Raw genomic sequence first — 15,192 nt, forward strand, 5'->3', positions numbered from 1 at the left:
CGAGGCCGAACTCAAGATCGACCCCGACGACCTCACCAGCCCCACCCAGGCCGCGGTCACCTCCGCCATCGCCTTCACCCTCGGCGGGCTGCTCCCGCTGCTGGCGATCCTGCTGCCGCCGGCGACCTGGCGCGTCCCGGTCTGCGTGGTCGCGGTCCTGATCGCNCTCGGGATCGCCGGCTGGGCCGGCGCCCGCCTCGGCGGCGCCGCCCCGCTCAAGGCGATGCTGCGCGTCGTCATCGGCGGCGGCCTCGGACTCGCCGTCACCTACGGCATCGGCATCGCCCTCGGCACCGCCGTCGGCTGAGCCGACGCGGGTGCCCCGGGGAACCATCTGCCGCTCGACGTGAGCCGGGACAGGAGATGCCGAACGACGAGGGACCGGGGGAATCCTGGTCGGATGCCGTCCTGGGGGCCGTGCTGCGGCGCCGCGCGCGGGACGGCGATCCGTCGACCGCCGATCCCGGCGGTGCCGAGCGCTTCGTCGTCGTCACGTACGACCCGCAGACCGGCGAGACCGACTCCTACGGCCCGTACGGCGCGGCGTCGGCCGTGACGGAGTGCCGGCGCCGGCGGGCGGCGTTCGACGAGGGCGATCTCGACGACGTGATCGTCGCGGTCGTCCCCCTGTGGCGACCGTGAACCGCGGGATCGGGCTAACGGGCCCGGGCGCTCGGCACCGTGCCGGGACCGGAGGCGAGCACCTCGTGCGCAGCGCCGCGCCAGAACGGCACGGCGGCGAGATAGACCCCGCCGAGGGCGATCAGCGCCACGGCGGCGTCGACGCTCGAGCGTCCGTCGCGCGACCAGTACACGTCCTGCAGGTCGATGAGCAGCGCGAGCTCGTCGACGATCAGTGCGGTCCCGCTGCCGTACGCCGTCGCGGTCAGCGGGTGACGGCGGTGGCGTTCCTCGCCGCGCAGCGCGACGGCCCCGACCGCGGCGAGCAGGAGGATCCCGATGTTGTAGTGGTGCAGGTGCCGGCCACCGGCGCTCATGCCGCCCCCCGCGGGCCCGTGACCGGCGCGGATCCAGTGGGTGATGGCGCGGGTCACGCCGAAGGTCGCCCCGAAGCCGGTCCAGGCGATCAGCAGGGACTGCTCGGTCGGACCGACCCGGTCCCGGGCGACCGCACGGATCCGTTCCCGCAGTGTGCGCAGCTCTGCCACGTCGTCCTCCGCTCCCGGTGCGGGATCCCCTCCCGCGAGGGGGAGCACCCTGTCAGGGCCGAGGTAAGCACCGGGTTCTCCGGGACGAGCCTCCGACCGGTCGACCGGAACGGCGACACCGGAACGGTGGGAGGGCCCGCGTCGTCCCGGCGTTTACCGCGCGCTTGCCCGCCGCGTCGATGATGGGCCGCGCCTGGAGGACGGAGAGCGAGGTCGGGGTACTGATGACGAGCATGAGGCCAGGCATGGCCGCGCGAGCGGCCCTCGAGCGCGACCGCGTCCGGCCGCAGGCGGACGTCCCGGAGGCCGGGGACGAACGCGGCGCCGGTGGCGGCCTGCGGGCGCGGCCGGTGGAGGGTGAGACGTTCGCGGGCGGCGATCCCGCACAGGCGGCGCGCCGGGCGTTGACCGAGGAGTCCCCGACGCGCTGTCCGGCCCGGACGCGCGCCTGGCGCCACGGGGTGCTGGTGGCCGAGGGATTTCCCGTCGCGCAGCTCTCCGACCAGCTCGACGACGATCCGGACACGGTGGTCTGGCTGGACCTCCACGACCCCGATCTGGGCGACCTCGCGGTGCTCACCGAGGAGTTCGGCCTCCACCCGCTGGCGGTGGAGGACGCCGTGCACGAGCACCAGCGTCCGAAGCTCGACCGCTACGACGACCACCTGCTGCTGTCGGCCTACGCGGTCGCCCTCGACGGCGACACCGGCGAGGTGGCGCTCAGCGAGCTGGCGGCGTTCGTGACCGCCCGGGCCCTGATCACCGTCCGAAAGGACGACGGGTTCGATCCGCAGGCCCTCGTGTCCCGCTGGGACTCCTCGAGCGAGCTGGCCACCAGCGGCGTGGCCTTCCTCCTCCACGGGCTGCTCGACCAGATCGTCGACGGGCACTTCACCGCCGTGCAGTCCCTCGACGACCACATCGAGGAGGTGCAGGACCAGCTGTTCGCCGAGGTCGACCCCGGCCAGGAGCTCCAGCGGCGCAGCTTCGAACTCCGCCGCTCCCTCGTCCTGATCCGCCGCGTCGTGCTGCCGATGCGCGAGGTCCTCAACACCGTGATGCGCCGCGATCTGCACGTCGTCGACGAGGCCATGGGGCCCTACTTCCAGGACGTCTACGACCACGTCCTGCGCGCCACGGACTGGACCGACAGCCTGCGGGACCTCGTGACGACCATCCTGGAGACCCGGCTGACGATCCAGGGCAACCGGCTCAACGAGATCATGCGCCAGCTGACGTGCTGGGCGGCGATCATCGCGGTGCCGACGGCGGTCACCGGGTTCTACGGCCAGAACGTCCCGTACCCCGGCTTCCAGCAACCGTGGGGCTTCGTCACGAGCGTGGCACTCATGGTCGTCATCGCCGGGGCGTTGTTCGTGACCTTCAAGCGCAAGCACTGGATCTGACGCCGCGGGCCCGCACCCGCGGGCACCGGGCGCCCGCCCGTCGGCGGGATGGCTCCTATCCGCCCGGCAGCGGGGCCACGGCGGCCGAGCGCAGGTGCCACGGCACGTCGATGACGACCACGCTGGGCTGGAAGAGCAGGCGGGCCTTGAGTCGAAGTGCGCTCTGGTTGTGCAGCAGCTGCTCCCACCAGTGCCCGACGACGTACTCCGGGATCACGACCGTCACCACGTCCCGCGGGCCGCGACGCGGGAAGTCCTTGACGTACTTGAGGATGGGGCGGGTGATCTCGCGGTAGGGCGAGTCGAGCACCGTGAGGGCGACGCCGGTGTCAGCGGCGTCCCAGGCCTTCCGCAGGTCCTCCGGGTCGTCGTCGACCGGCACCGTGACCGCGGCCAGCGTGTCGGGACGCAGGAACCGGGCGTAGGCGAGGGCCCGCAGCGTCGGGCCGTTGACCGACGCGACGAGCACGATCACGTGGTTGCGGCTGGGGCCGAGCGGCCGCGACTCGGCGAGCGCGGTCTCGCCGGCCACGGTGGCGTAGTGCCGGGACACCGCGCGCATGAGGACGACGAGCACCGGGACCGCGACGACCACGATCCACGCGCCGTCGAGGAACTTGGTGACCAGGACGACGACGAGCACCGTCCCCGTGGCGACGGCGCCGACGGCGTTGATGGCCTGGGCCCGGCGCTTCGGGGCCCTGCCCTCGGCGTCGGGCTCGGCGAGCTGACGCTGCCAGTGCCGGACCATGCCGAGCTGGGACAGCGTGAAGGCGATGAAGACGCCGACGACGTAGAGCTGGATGAGCGCGTTGACGTTCGCGTCGAAGGCCCAGATGAGGATGATCGCGAAGAGGGCGAGCAGCACGATCCCGTTGGAGAACACCAGCCGGTCCCCGCGCGTGTAGAACTGCCGCGGGAGGTAGCGGTCCCGCGCCAGGATCGAGGCCAGGACCGGGAACCCGTTGAACGAGGTGTTCGCCGCCAGGACGAGGATGCCCGCGGTCAACGCCTGCAGCGCGTAGAAGCCGATCGACCCGTCCCCGAACACGGCGGCGGCGACCTGCGCGAGCACCGTGCGCGGCGTCGCGCCCGCGGGGAGGCCGAGCTGGGACGGGTCGGCGGCGGTGTGCACCCCGCTGACGACGGCGAGGATCGTGATGCCGACCCCCATGCTCACCGCGAGAGCCGCGAGCAGGCTCAGCGTGGTCGCGGCGTTGCGGGCCCTCGGCGCCCGGAACACGGGCACGCCGTTGCTGATCGCCTCCACCCCGGTCAGGGCCGTGCAGCCCTGCGCGAACGCGCGGAGCACGAGGAGGAGCGCGAGCAGGCCGGTGACGTGCTCGGTGGGCAGCACCGGCAACCCGGCGCTCTCCGCGACGAGGTGGCCTCCGGTGACCGAGCGCGTCGCCGCCCACCCGAACATCACGAAGATCATGACGACGAAGCCGTACGTCGGAGCGGCGAAGACCGTGCCGGTCTCGCGCAGCCCCCGCAGGTTGACGACGGTCAGCACGACGACGAGGCCGATCGCGATGGCGACGGTGTGGGGCGCGGCCTCCGGGATCGCCGAGGTGATCGCCGCCGTGCCCGCCACGATCGAGACCGCCACGGTCATGACGTAGTCCACGAGGAGCGCCGCCGCCGCCACCAGTCCGGCGGAGGGCCCGAGGTTCTCGTGGCTCACGATGTACGACCCGCCGCCGCGGGGGTAGGCGCGACAGGTCTGGCGGTAGGACGCCACGACCACCACGAGGACAACGGCCACCACGACCGTGATCCAGGGGGCCGCGGCGAGGAAGGCGAGTCCCCCGGCGGAGAGCGCGACCAGGATGGATTCCGTGGCGTAGGCGACCGAGGAGAGGGCGTCACTGCAGAAGATCGGCAGCGCGAGCCACTTCGGCAGCAGGGTCTCCCCCAGCCGGTTCGAGGCCATCGGACGCCCGACCAGCAGCCGCTTCGAGAGCGTCGCACCCCACACGGCGCCGAGGCTAGGAAAGGGCGGGGTGGATCATCGGTCGGTCGCCGACAATAACGCGCAAAAATTGGGTCGGGACCGGACGTGTTCTGCGCTCTCCCGACCCGGATATCCGGATAGTCGTGCTGTTCGCAGCCTTTGCCCGTTTCGCCCGTCCGTCAAGGACGCGTATCCGGACCCGCGTCATCACTGCGGTTCCCGCCCGTCGCGGCGTCGTGGTCCGGGGCGTCGACCCCCGATCCGCGGTGGCGGCGGACCCGCCGGACCACCAGGGCGAGGACCACGACGGCGAGGGCGACGAGCAGGTAGACCTCGTAGCGGGTCACGGTCCGGTAGACCTCGTCGATGTGGGCGCCGGCGAGGTAGCCGAGACCGGTCCACACCCCGACCCAGAGCACCGCCCCGAGGGCGTTGAAGCCCAGGAACCGGCGCCAGGGCATCCCGGTGAGCCCGGCGATGATGCCGTTGGCCTGCCGGAGCCCCTCGACGAAGCGGGCGACCACGATGATCTTGCCGCCGTGCCGGGCGAAGAAGCGCTCGGCCCGCCCGACCCGGGCCGGGGTCAGGCCGACGTAGCGCCCGACCCGGTCGACCAGGCGGCGCCCGCCGTAGCGGCCGACGGCGTACCCCACGTTGTCCCCGGCGACCGCGGCGACGACGCCGATCAGCAGGACCACGGCCACGTTGAGCTGGCCGGCGCCGGCGTAGACCGCGGCCGCGATCAGGATCGTCTCGCCCGGAACCGGGACGCCGAAGTCCTCGAGGAAGAGCAGCCCACCCACGGCCAGGTAGCCGTAGCCGTTCAGGATCGGGGCGAGGGCGGCGAACACCCCGGGCAGCGCGGGCGGCGCGCTCACCGCGGCGCCCGCCGTGTCCGGGTGCCGGACCCGCCGACGACCTGTCCTCTACACACGTGTAGAACACTACTCCTCTACTGCGATGTAGAAGTCGATTCGGCCACCGGCCGTCCCCGTCGCCGTAGGACCAGTGTCCCGATCACGGAGGTTGCCCAGGTGAGCATCGAGTCCGGCCACCGCACCGAGACGGTGTCGCCGAGCACCGGACCGTTGCCGGGTCAGCGGTACGCCGCGCGCGCGGAGGGCGTGAGCAAGGTCTACGGCTCCGGGGAGACCCGGGTGACCGCGCTCGACGGGGTCGACGCCGGCTTCGTCCGCGGCGAGCTGACCGCGGTGATGGGGCCCTCCGGGTCGGGCAAGTCGACGCTGATGCAGTGCGTGGCCGGCCTGGACCGGGTCACCGAGGGCCGGGTCTGGATCGGCGAGCAGGAGCTGACCGGGCTCCCGGAACGCGCCCTCACCGAGCTGCGCCGCGACCGGGTCGGGTTCGTCTTCCAGTCGTTCAACCTGCTGCCCACCCTGAATGCGAAGGAGAACATCACCCTGCCGGCCGACCTCGCCGGCCGGACACTGGACACCGACTGGGTCGAGCAGGTCATCGACACCCTGGGGCTGCGCCCGCGGCTGGCCCACCGGCCCGGCGAGCTCTCCGGCGGACAGCAGCAGCGCGTCGCCTGTGCCCGCGCCCTGGTGGGGCGCCCCGAGCTGATCCTGGCCGACGAGCCGACCGGCAACCTCGACTCGCGCGCCGCCGGCGAGGTCCTCGGGTTGCTCCGACGCAGCGTCGACGACCTCGGTCAGACGATCGCCCTGGTGACCCACGACCCGGCCGCGGCCGCCCACGCCGACCGGGTCCTGTTCCTGCTCGACGGCCGCGTCGTCACGACGCTCCGCGCCCCGAGCGCCCCGGACGTGCTCGAGACCATGGCCGGGCTCGAACAGGACGCGCTCGGCAGCGCCAGCGCCGCGGGCGAGGACACCCGGGAGACCGGCCGATGAGGACGATGCTGCGGGTCGCGGCCAGGTCGGTCGCGGCCTCGAAGGCCCGGATGACGCTCTCGGTGGTCGTGGTGGCCCTCGGGGTCGGGTTCGTGGTCGCCACCCTGGTGCTCTCGGCGACGATCAACGCCGCCTTCACCGGCCTGTTCACCTCCGGCGCCGCCGACGTGACCGCCAGCCCCCGTGCCGCGTTCGCCGTGGAGGTCGAGGACCAGGCGATCTCGGGCTCGGTCCCCACCCTGCCCACCGACGCGGTGGACGCCGTGTCCCGGACGCCGGGTGTGGCCGCCGCCCACGGCGAGGTCGCGACCCAGGACGTGACCGTGGTCGACGCGGCCGGGCAGCCGGTCGGCCCCGAGAGCGGCGCACCGACCCTGGGCTACAACTGGTACCTCCGCGCCCACCCGATCGCCACGCTGACCGCCGGGCACGCACCGGCCGGGCCCGGACAGGTCGTGCTCGACGCCCCCAGCGCGGTCGCCGCGCACCTCGACCTCGGCTCCCCGGTCCGACTCGTCACCCCCGCGGCGACCACCGGGGCCACGCTGGTCGGGCTCGCGGCGTCCGCCGGGACGAACCCCGGGGTCGGACTGGTCTTCCTCGACACCCCGACCGCGCAGACAGCGCTGCTCGGGCAACCCGGCCGGTTCACCGCGGTCACCGCCGACGCCGCCCCCGGGGTCGACGACGCCGCGCTCGCCCCGGCGGTCGCGCGGGCCCTCGGCTCCGCCGTCGACGTCGCCACCCGCGAGCAGCAGGCCTCGAGCGCCGCCGCCCGGGTCGCGTCGTTCCTCTCGACGGTCACCTACGCCCTGCTCGGCGTGGCCGCTGTGGCGCTGCTGGTCGGCAGCTTCCTGATCGTCAACACGTTCACCATGCTCGTCGCCGGGCGGATGCGGGAACTGGGCCTGCTGCGTGCGGTCGGAGCCCGCCGCGGCCAGGTCACCGCGATGGTGCTCGGGGAGGCCGTACTCGTCGGGCTGCTCGGGGCCGCCGTCGGGCTCGGCGCCGGCCTCGGGCTCTGCGCCGTTCTCGAGGCCGTCCTGCGCGGTCTCGGGATCGACCTGTCCGCGGTGGGGCTGGTCGTTCCCGGCTACACCGCTCCCGCCGCCTTCCTGCTCGGGATCGGGGTGACCGTCGCCGCGGCGTCCGGGCCCGCCCGTCGGGCCGGGCGCGCCGCTCCCACCGAGGTGCTGCGCGAGTCGGCAGCGCCCACCGAGACCGGTACCGGCCGCGGACGGGTCCTCGTCGGCGGCGCGGTCCTGCTCGTCGCCGCCGGGGCGCTGCTCACCGCCGCACTGCTCACCCCGCGCACGGGGGACCTGCTCCTCGGCGGCGGGCTGTTCGCCCTCGGTGCGGCGGCGAGCCTCGTCGCCCTGGTCCTGCTCGGGCCCGCGCTCGCGCGCCTCGTGGTCGCCGCACTCGCCACTGCCTATCCCCGCCTGTTCGGCGCCGTCGGGCGGCTCGCGCACGGGAACGCCGTCCGGGCCCCGCGCCGCACCGCGACGACCGCCGCCGCGCTGACGGTCGGGGTCGCGCTGGTGACGAGCCTCGGCATCCTCGCGTCGTCGCTGGACACCTCGATCACCGCGCAGGTCTCGAGCGGTCTCGGCGCGGACTACGTGCTCTCGGGACGCGGCGGGCAGCCGTTGCCGCCGCAGGTCACCGACGCGGTGCGCGCCGTGCCCGGGGTCGCGTCGGTCACCCGGCAGCGCTACGCCCCCGCCGGCTTCCGCGGCGCACAGGTCTCGCTGTCCGGGGTCGACACCGCCACCCTCGACGCCGCGACCGCACCGCAGTACGTCGCGGGCGACACCGGCGCGCTGGCCCGCGGCCAGCTCGACGTCGACCAGGCGAGCGCCCTCGCCGACGGGCTGACGATCGGCTCGCCGGTCCACCTGACCTTCGTCGACGGCACCCCGGCCGACCTGACGGTCGGGGCGATCAGCAAGCCCCCGCCCGGGGGCGGCAAGGACGGCTCGACCTTCCAGGTCTCGCTGGACACCCTGGCCCGCTACCAGCCGCTGGCCAAGGACTTCAGCCTGTCCCTGCTCGCCGCACCCGGCGCCGCCGCCGGACTCGGCCCGGCCCTGCACCAGGCCCTGGCGGGCGACCCGCAGGTCTCGATCCAGAACCGCGCGGACCACCAGAACGCGCTGCGCGGCCAGGTCGACCTGGTCCTCGAGCTGCTCTACGGGCTGCTCGCCCTCGCCGTGGTGGTCGCGGTGCTCGGAGTGATCAACACCCTGGCGCTCTCGGTCGTCGAACGACGTCGCGAGATCGGGCTGTTGCGTGCGGTCGGCGCCACCCGCGCCCAGATCCGCACCATGGTCCGGCTCGAGGCGCTCGCGGTGTCGCTCCACGGCACCGTGGTCGGTCTGGTGCTCGGGTTCGGCTGGGGCGCCGCCGGGCAACGACTGCTGACCGGCTACGGCGTCACCACCCTCTCGGTGCCGTGGGCCACCGTCGCCGCCCTCGCCGTCGGGGCCGTCCTGGTCGGACTGCTCGCCGCCGTCGGGCCCGCCCGCCGGGCCGCGCGCGCCGACGTCCTCACCGGCCTGGCCGCCACCTAGGGCCGTGGGCGTTCTACAGCGCTGTAGAGTCCGAACGGTCGGCCGGTGTGCGCGGACGGCAGGAGGGAGCGGCCGGTCATGAGCGCGTCCACCGGGGAACCCCCGGCCCCCCGGCGGGGGGACCGCCGTGCCCCCGGGGCGCTCGGGAACCAGGTCTGGTCCCTGCTCGTGGCGGCCGAGGCACCGCTGACCGCCGGCGAGGTCCGCGACCGGCTCCACCGCCAGTCGCCGGACCACCCGCCGTTGGCCTACACCACCGTGGTGACGATCCTCGGCCGCCTCCACACCAAGGGCCTGTTGACCCGCTCCCTCGACGGGCGCGCCCACCGCTACGCCCCCGCCGCCTCCCCGGAGGGCATGGCGGCCGCCCGGATGCACCGGGCCCTGGCCGACGAAGGAGACCACGCCGCCGTCCTCGCCCGCTTCGTCTCCGAACTCTCCGAGACCGACGAGGCCGTGTTGCGCCGCCTGCTCGGCGAGCACGGCTGAGCCCGGCGAGGTACCCCGCATGCGCATCGCGGTCTTCGCGCCCCTGCTGCTGCCGCTGCTGTCCGTCTGGGGCGCCGGCGCCCTGGCGCACCGGCTGCCGCCGCGCCTGGCGACCTGGCTGCTCACGGCCGCCGCCGTCGTGCTCGCCGGCTGCAGCACCGCCGCCCTCGCGCTCCTGGCCGCGACCGCGGCACTGCGCATCCCGCTGCTCGCCGACCTCGCGCGCTACTCGCTCACCGTCGTCTCCCGCGACGACCCCGCCTCGATCTGGGTCGCGGTCGCCGCCGGGGCCCTGCTCACCGCCGCCGGCGCCGCCCTCGGCCGGGTCGCGACCCGACGCGCCCGCGCCCTCGCCGCCACACACCGCCACACCCGGGCCCTCCCCGGCCACGAGGAGCTCGTCGTCGTGCCCGACCCCGCCCCCGAGGCCTACGCCGCCCCCGGGCGCCCCGGGCGGATCGTGGTCTCGACCGCGATGCTCGAGGCGCTGTCCCCGGCCGAACAGCGTGCCCTGATCGCGCACGAGCGCTCCCACCTGGCCCACCACCACATCCGGTTCCTGACCGCCGTCCACCTCGCCGCCGCGCTCAACCCGACGCTGCGCCCGGTCGCCCGCGCCGTCGGCTACACCGTGGAGCGGTGGGCCGACGAGGACGCCGCGCGCGCCGTGGGCGACCGGCCGGTCGTCGCCCACGCCATCGGGCGGGCCGCCCTGGCCGGCCGTGCCGCCACGACGTCCGGCGCCCGGCCGGCCCTCGGGCTGGGCATCACCCCCGCCCTGCCCCGCGACGCCGGCGACGTGCCCCGCCGCGTCGCCGCCCTGCTGAGCTCCGCCCTGCTCACCGCACGCCGCGGCTGGCTGCTCGCCGCCGTCGGTGTCGTGCTGCTCGCCGCGCTGAGCACGCTCGAGGCCCAGCAGGACTTCGAGGCGCTGCTCGAACTCGCCCGCCACGCCACCACCGGCTGATCACGGTCCGAGCCGCGCCGGCCACCCCGTCCCGTCGGTTCCGGCGCGGGTCGCGCTCCTCCGCCGTGTCGAGGTCGCTCGTTACGCTCGGACCTCATGAGCGAGGTCGGCCCGGCGGACGCGGCCGGTCAGGACGTCGGTCCGGCCAACGCGGCCCGGATGTACGACTACTACCTGGGCGGCAGCGCGAACTTCGCCGTCGACCGCGCCCTGGCGGACCGGGCCATCGCCGTCCGGCCGGCCCTGCCCGCCATCGCGCGGGCCAACCGGGCGTTCCTCAACCGCGTCGTCGCCCACCTCGTCGGGTGCGGCGTCGACCAGTTCCTCGACCTCGGCTCGGGCATCCCGACGGTCGGCAACGTCCACGAGGTCGCCGCCCGCAGCACGCCCGACGCCCGGGTGGTCTACGTCGACCGCGAGCCGGTCGCGGTGGCCTATGCCCAGGAACTGTTGCGCGGCCACGACCGGGCGACGGTCGTGCACGCCGACCTCCGCGACAGCGACCGGGTCTGCCGGGACGCTGCCGAATTGCTGGACTTCTCCCGCCCGGTCGCGCTGCTCGCCGTCGCGGCCCTGCATTTCCTGCCCGACGCCGACGACCCGGCCGGGGTCCTCGCGCGCTACCGAGGTGCCCTGACCCCGGGCAGCTACCTCGCCCTCAGCCACGGCACCGGCGACCACCAACCCGTCGGCGCCGGCATCGGCACCGCGCTGTACCAGCAGTCCACCAGCCCGATCACCCTGCGGACCCACGCCGAGGTCACCGCGCTGTTCGACGGATTCCAGGTGCTCGATCCCGGGGTCGTGTTCACCTCCGCGTGGCGCCCCGACCTCCCCGGCCCGCACGACCGACTCGCGGCCCGTCCCGAGCAGGCCGGGTTCTACGCCGGCCTCGCCCGCCTCGGCCCCGGCTGAACCACCGCACCCGCTCGTCGGGGCGGAGGCGTCGAGCCGGCCGCCGCCGAACGTGCTACTCATGGGACGTGCGTCCCGAAAGATCGGTCGGCTTGCTGCTGTTGGCGTCGTCCATCCTGTGCGAGGTGGGCGGCACCCTGCTGTTGCACGCGTCGAAGGGCTTCAGCGAGCCGCTGCCCTCGGTGGGCGTCCTGGCCGGCTACACGGGCACGATGGTGCTGTTCTCCCGCGCCCTCGAGTCCGGGCTCACCCTCGGCATCGCCTACGGCACCCTCACCGGGTGCGGCCTCGTCATGGCGACCGTGTCGAGCACGCTGCTCTTCGGTGACCCGCTCGCGCCCTGGCAGGGCGTCGGCCTCGTCCTGATCATGCTCGGCGCCCTGATCCTGCAGACCCGCCCCTCGACGCCGCGGCCGCACCCGTGAGCGCGACGCTCCTGCTCGCGGGGTCGGTCGTCGCGCAGGGGGTCGGGATCGCCGCGACCCGCGCCTCGGACGGGTCACGACGACGGGCGTGGGTGGCTGCGGCCTTCGCCGGGATGGCCGTGTCGGTGGTCCTCATGTCGCGGGCCATCGCGCAGGGCCTGTCCCTCGCCGTCGGCTACGGCATCTGGAGCGGGTCGGGCATCGTGCTCGCCGCCACCGCCGGAACCGTCGTGTTCGGCGACCACCTCTCCCGACGGCACGCCCTCGGACTCGCCCTGGTCGTCCTCGGCGTCGTCGTGGTCCACGGCGCCGCCTCGTGACCGCCGGACTCCCCGACGAGGACCGGGAACCCGACGGCCGTCGACGGCGCGGCCTGCGCCGGCGGGCGGCGCTGATCGAGGCGGTCCTCGCCGTCGTGGCGCGCCACGGCGTGGCGGGGGTGTCCCACGGCTCGGTGGCCACCGAGGCCGGCCTGCCCCGCAGTGCGGTCTCCCACCACTTCGACGCCCTCGACGACCTCCTCTCCGCCGCGCTGCGCTCGGCCACCGAACACCTCGTCGCGGCCGTACCGCACGTCCCCGCAGGCAGCGACGTGCGCTGGTTCGCCTCCGAGCTCGTCGGGCTGTTCGCCGCCAACCGCGACCGCGTCGCCGCCGGCTACGAGCTGTACGCCCTCGCCGCGAGACGCCCCTCGCTGCGCGACGCCGTCGCCCTCTGGACCGGCCTGCTCGCGGACCTCGCCCGCCACCACACCACCGATCCCGACCGGGTCCGTGGCTTCGCCGTCACCGTCGACGGCTACTTCCTGCAGGCCCTCGCCACCGGCGACACTCCCCGGGTCGGCGAGCTCGAGACCCTGCTCCGCACGGCACTCGGATCCGGTCAGCGCAGCGCGTCCGGATACGTCACGAACTGGAGCTGACCGTCCGTGGTCGAACCGGTGACCACGGCCTCGCCGGTCGTGGGGTCGACGGCGACGCTGTTGGGCTGGCGCACGGTCGGGATCACGACGCGGTGCCGGATCCCGGTCCCCGAGAGGGTGAGCCCGAGGAGCTCGTTGCTCCCCGTGAGCGTGACCCACAACGTGTGGCGGGCCGTGTCGTAGGCGTCGCCGTAGGGCTTGGAGCCCGGCCCGGTGGGGATGCTCGCCACCTGCCGGGGCCCGCCGGGGGTCGCCTCGAAGCCCAGGACGGCGTCGCCGTTGGTGTCGTTGACCCAGAACAGGCCGTCGTCGCCGGCCACGGTGTGGGTGGGGCCGGCGCCGCAGTTGGCGCTGCCCACGATGTCACCGGTCGCGGTGTACTCCGTGATCTGCCGCCCCCGCACCCCCACCCCGACCGCGTCACGGCCGTCCGCGGTCGCGGCGCCCCCGCCGGGCTGCAGCGAGGTCGGCACGGTGCGGACGACCTGACGGTCGCGGATGATCGAGAAGGAGTTCCCGAACTCGTTGGCGACGAAGATGGTGTCCGCGCCGACGGCGAAGGCCTCGTGGGGCGCCGGGCCGGTCGTGGGCACCGTGTAGTCGATCCGACCGCCGCGCAGGTCGATGACCGACAGGGTGCCGTCCTTCTCCCCGGCGGACAGGGCCGGCCCGTCCGGGCCGACCAGGGTGAGGTGACGCCCCTCGCTGCGCAGGGCGACGAAGGTCGGGGGCGGGGTCGTAGATCCCGGCCGGACCGCGTCGATGGGCAGGATGTCGAGTCCGTCGGGGTTGCGCACGTTCACCGCCACCGTGCCCCCCGCCGTCACCGCGATCCCCTCCGGCGCTCCCGCCAGCGGGATCACCGTCCCCGGCAACCCGGCCTGCGCGGGTGGCGAGACCGCAGGCTCGGGAGCTTCGGCCAAGGGGGTCGCCGGGGACTCGGTGGTCGTCGGGGCGGTGGACGTGGGTGCCGGCGTGGCCGGGGCGCCCGACGAGCCGCAGCCGGCGAGCAGGCCGGCGAGGACCACGACCGTCGCCACGGCCACGTCGATCGTCCGTCGCCGCCCGACCGGGGTCGCCGTGGACGGGGAGGGCCGATCACCGGGGGGAGCCATGACCCGCGTTCGGCGTCGACCGCGTCGGGGTTTGTCGAGGGCAACCGCGTCGAGCTCCGGCAGCCCGCCTGATCCGGTCCTGCGCCCCGGTCCGCCAGGACGTGACCACGCCATTCCGGCAGGACGGCCGACCAGGAGCGCCCGCCGCGAGCGTGCGGTCGCTTGGAAGGCGGACTGGAAGGGTCGACCGGGGCGTCCTCCCTCGCGTCGCGCGCACGCTCTTCCACAGGACAGGCCGCGGGGCGTGGATCGCGCTCCGCCAGACGGGGGTGCTGTGCGGGCGATCATGTTGGCGCTGTTCGTCGTGGTCGTCTCGCTGTGGGTGGTGTTGGCCTGCGCCACGCTGGCCATCTGGGGAGGCGTCGAGCGTGGCGAGCTGCCCCGGGGCGATCTCGTGGCCGCCCTCGGAGGCACCGCCGCCTGCTCCGCCGGCGTCGTGACCGTGGCCGCCGCCTTCGCCGCGGCCTAGATGTCCTGCCGGACAGGTCCACCGCACCCGGGTGACCTCCCCGACCGGACGACATCGACACCAGCGGCGGCGACGTAGCCGCGGTGGAGCCGAGGGAGCAGGATGCGACGGCATGACGGTGGTCCTGGTGCACGGCAATCCGGAGAGCGCGGCCATCTGGGACCCGCTCGTCGCCGAGCTGGCCCGCGCGGGCGTCGAGGACGTGGTGCGACTGTCCCCGCCCGGGTTCGGCGTCCCCCTGCCCGACGACTTCCCCGCCACCGTGACGGCCTACCGCGACTGGCTGATCGGTGAGCTCGAGCGCTTCGACCGGCCGGTCGACCTGCTCGGCCACGACTGGGGCGGCGGCCACGTCGTGACCGCCCTCCTGCGACGGCCGGAGCTGGTGCGCAGCTGGGCCGACGACGCGCTGGGCCTCTTCGAACCGGACTACGTGTGGCACGACCTCGCGCAGACCTGGCAGACGCCGGGTGACGGAGAAGCGAGCCTCGACCGGATGTTCGGCGGCACTCCCGGACAGCGGGCCGAGCGCATGGAGTCGCGGGGCATCGGCCGTGCGGAGGCCCTGCAGATCGCGGGTGTTCAGGGCGAGGACATGAAGCGCGCGGTCCTCGCGCTCTACCGCTCCGCCACCCAACCGGTCATGGCCGAGATCGGCCGGGACCTGCCGACGCTGGCCGCCCGCCCCGGCCTCGCCATCCTCGCCACCGCCGACCACTTCGTGGGCTCCGAGGAGCTCCGACGACGTGCCGCGGAACGCGCCGGCGCCGACGTCGCGGTGCTCGACGAGCTGGGCCACTGGTGGATGACCGAGGACCCGGCCCGCGCGGCGCGCGTGCTCACCGCCTTCTGGCGAGCACGGGCCTGGAGCGCCTGAGCGGACGCTTCAGCCGGGCCCGTCCGGGCTC

General features: G+C 74.6%; 17 protein-coding genes. 13 read left to right on the forward strand and 4 right to left on the reverse strand.

The genetic code is table 11. From position 1 onward, the window contains the following. Positions 1 to 16 precede the first annotated feature (16 nt). Positions 17 to 307: a VIT1/CCC1 transporter family protein gene (locus tag A3CO_RS0112190; RefSeq protein WP_084681785.1), complete on the forward strand. Its 291-nt coding sequence runs from the start codon at positions 17 to 19 to the stop codon at positions 305 to 307. 56 nt (positions 308 to 363) lie between these two features. Further along, positions 364 to 642, forward strand: coding sequence for a hypothetical protein (locus tag A3CO_RS31730; RefSeq protein ID WP_018332531.1), 279 nt, complete (start codon positions 364 to 366; stop codon positions 640 to 642). 14 nt (positions 643 to 656) lie between these two features. Here the strand turns inward: A3CO_RS31730 and A3CO_RS0112200 are convergent, their stop codons facing one another. Beyond that, positions 657 to 1,169 (reverse strand): hypothetical protein, encoded by a 513-nt coding sequence (locus tag A3CO_RS0112200; RefSeq protein ID WP_018332532.1) that lies wholly within the window; start codon positions 1,167 to 1,169, stop codon positions 657 to 659. 245 nt (positions 1,170 to 1,414) lie between these two features. Here A3CO_RS0112200 and A3CO_RS0112205 point away from each other — a divergent pair, with 245 nt between their 5' ends. Next, the gene (locus tag A3CO_RS0112205; protein ID WP_018332533.1) at positions 1,415 to 2,575 is read left to right on the forward strand and encodes a magnesium transporter CorA family protein; all 1,161 of its coding nucleotides are present in this window, start codon (positions 1,415 to 1,417) and stop codon (positions 2,573 to 2,575) included. 55 nt (positions 2,576 to 2,630) lie between these two features. On the opposite strand, the gene A3CO_RS0112210 is transcribed toward A3CO_RS0112205, so the two are convergent. Then, complete coding sequence (locus A3CO_RS0112210) at positions 2,631 to 4,556, reverse strand: APC family permease (protein ID WP_018332534.1); 1,926 nt, start codon at positions 4,554 to 4,556, stop codon at positions 2,631 to 2,633. 155 nt (positions 4,557 to 4,711) lie between these two features. Beyond that, a complete protein-coding gene (locus tag A3CO_RS0112215; RefSeq protein ID WP_018332535.1) occupies positions 4,712 to 5,410 on the reverse strand; it encodes a DedA family protein in 699 nt (232 codons plus the stop codon). A gap of 156 nt (positions 5,411 to 5,566) precedes the next feature. On the opposite strand from A3CO_RS0112215, the gene A3CO_RS0112220 reads away from it, so the two are divergent. From A3CO_RS0112220 to A3CO_RS31740, 8 genes are all read left to right on the forward strand, one after another. Then, entirely contained in the window at positions 5,567 to 6,409 is an 843-nt protein-coding gene (locus tag A3CO_RS0112220; protein ID WP_018332536.1) for an ABC transporter ATP-binding protein, read from the forward strand. Continuing rightward, the gene (locus A3CO_RS0112225; protein WP_084681765.1) at positions 6,406 to 8,982 is read left to right on the forward strand and encodes an FtsX-like permease family protein; all 2,577 of its coding nucleotides are present in this window, start codon (positions 6,406 to 6,408) and stop codon (positions 8,980 to 8,982) included. The genes A3CO_RS0112220 and A3CO_RS0112225 overlap by 4 nt, the downstream gene beginning before the upstream one ends. A gap of 78 nt (positions 8,983 to 9,060) precedes the next feature. Then, the gene (locus A3CO_RS0112230; RefSeq protein WP_018332538.1) at positions 9,061 to 9,471 is read left to right on the forward strand and encodes a BlaI/MecI/CopY family transcriptional regulator; all 411 of its coding nucleotides are present in this window, start codon (positions 9,061 to 9,063) and stop codon (positions 9,469 to 9,471) included. A 19-nt stretch (positions 9,472 to 9,490) separates the two neighbouring features. Then, positions 9,491 to 10,438 (forward strand): M56 family metallopeptidase, encoded by a 948-nt coding sequence (locus A3CO_RS31735; RefSeq protein WP_018332539.1) that lies wholly within the window; start codon positions 9,491 to 9,493, stop codon positions 10,436 to 10,438. 96 nt (positions 10,439 to 10,534) lie between these two features. Continuing rightward, positions 10,535 to 11,353: an SAM-dependent methyltransferase gene (locus A3CO_RS0112240; RefSeq protein ID WP_018332540.1), complete on the forward strand. Its 819-nt coding sequence runs from the start codon at positions 10,535 to 10,537 to the stop codon at positions 11,351 to 11,353. Positions 11,354 to 11,421: 68 nt separating this feature from the next. Further along, on the forward strand, positions 11,422 to 11,778 hold the full coding sequence (locus A3CO_RS38040; protein ID WP_026204536.1) for a DMT family transporter: 357 nt from the start codon (positions 11,422 to 11,424) through the stop codon (positions 11,776 to 11,778). Continuing rightward, positions 11,775 to 12,098 carry a DMT family transporter gene (locus A3CO_RS0112250; protein ID WP_018332542.1) on the forward strand — a complete coding sequence of 108 codons (324 nt, stop codon included), beginning with the start codon at positions 11,775 to 11,777 and terminating at the stop codon, positions 12,096 to 12,098. Before A3CO_RS38040 ends, A3CO_RS0112250 begins: the two co-directional genes overlap by 4 nt. Then, the gene (locus A3CO_RS31740; RefSeq protein ID WP_018332543.1) at positions 12,095 to 12,700 is read left to right on the forward strand and encodes a TetR/AcrR family transcriptional regulator; all 606 of its coding nucleotides are present in this window, start codon (positions 12,095 to 12,097) and stop codon (positions 12,698 to 12,700) included. Before A3CO_RS0112250 ends, A3CO_RS31740 begins: the two co-directional genes overlap by 4 nt. Here the strand turns inward: A3CO_RS31740 and A3CO_RS31745 are convergent. Then, positions 12,661 to 13,746 (reverse strand): YncE family protein, encoded by a 1,086-nt coding sequence (locus A3CO_RS31745; protein ID WP_051085931.1) that lies wholly within the window; start codon positions 13,744 to 13,746, stop codon positions 12,661 to 12,663. The two genes, A3CO_RS31740 and A3CO_RS31745, sit on opposite strands and share 40 nt — an antisense overlap. A 355-nt stretch (positions 13,747 to 14,101) precedes the next feature. On the opposite strand from A3CO_RS31745, the gene A3CO_RS0112265 reads away from it, so the two are divergent. Both A3CO_RS0112265 and A3CO_RS0112270 read left to right on the forward strand, forming a co-directional pair. Beyond that, complete coding sequence (locus tag A3CO_RS0112265) at positions 14,102 to 14,284, forward strand: hypothetical protein (protein ID WP_157647471.1); 183 nt, start codon at positions 14,102 to 14,104, stop codon at positions 14,282 to 14,284. A 112-nt stretch (positions 14,285 to 14,396) separates the two neighbouring features. Further along, entirely contained in the window at positions 14,397 to 15,161 is a 765-nt protein-coding gene (locus tag A3CO_RS0112270) for an alpha/beta fold hydrolase (RefSeq protein WP_018332546.1), read from the forward strand. Positions 15,162 to 15,192 lie beyond the last annotated feature (31 nt).

Origin of the sequence: Actinomycetospora chiangmaiensis DSM 45062 (assembly GCF_000379625.1) — a bacterium.
Lineage (GTDB): Bacteria > Actinomycetota > Actinomycetes > Mycobacteriales > Pseudonocardiaceae > Actinomycetospora > Actinomycetospora chiangmaiensis.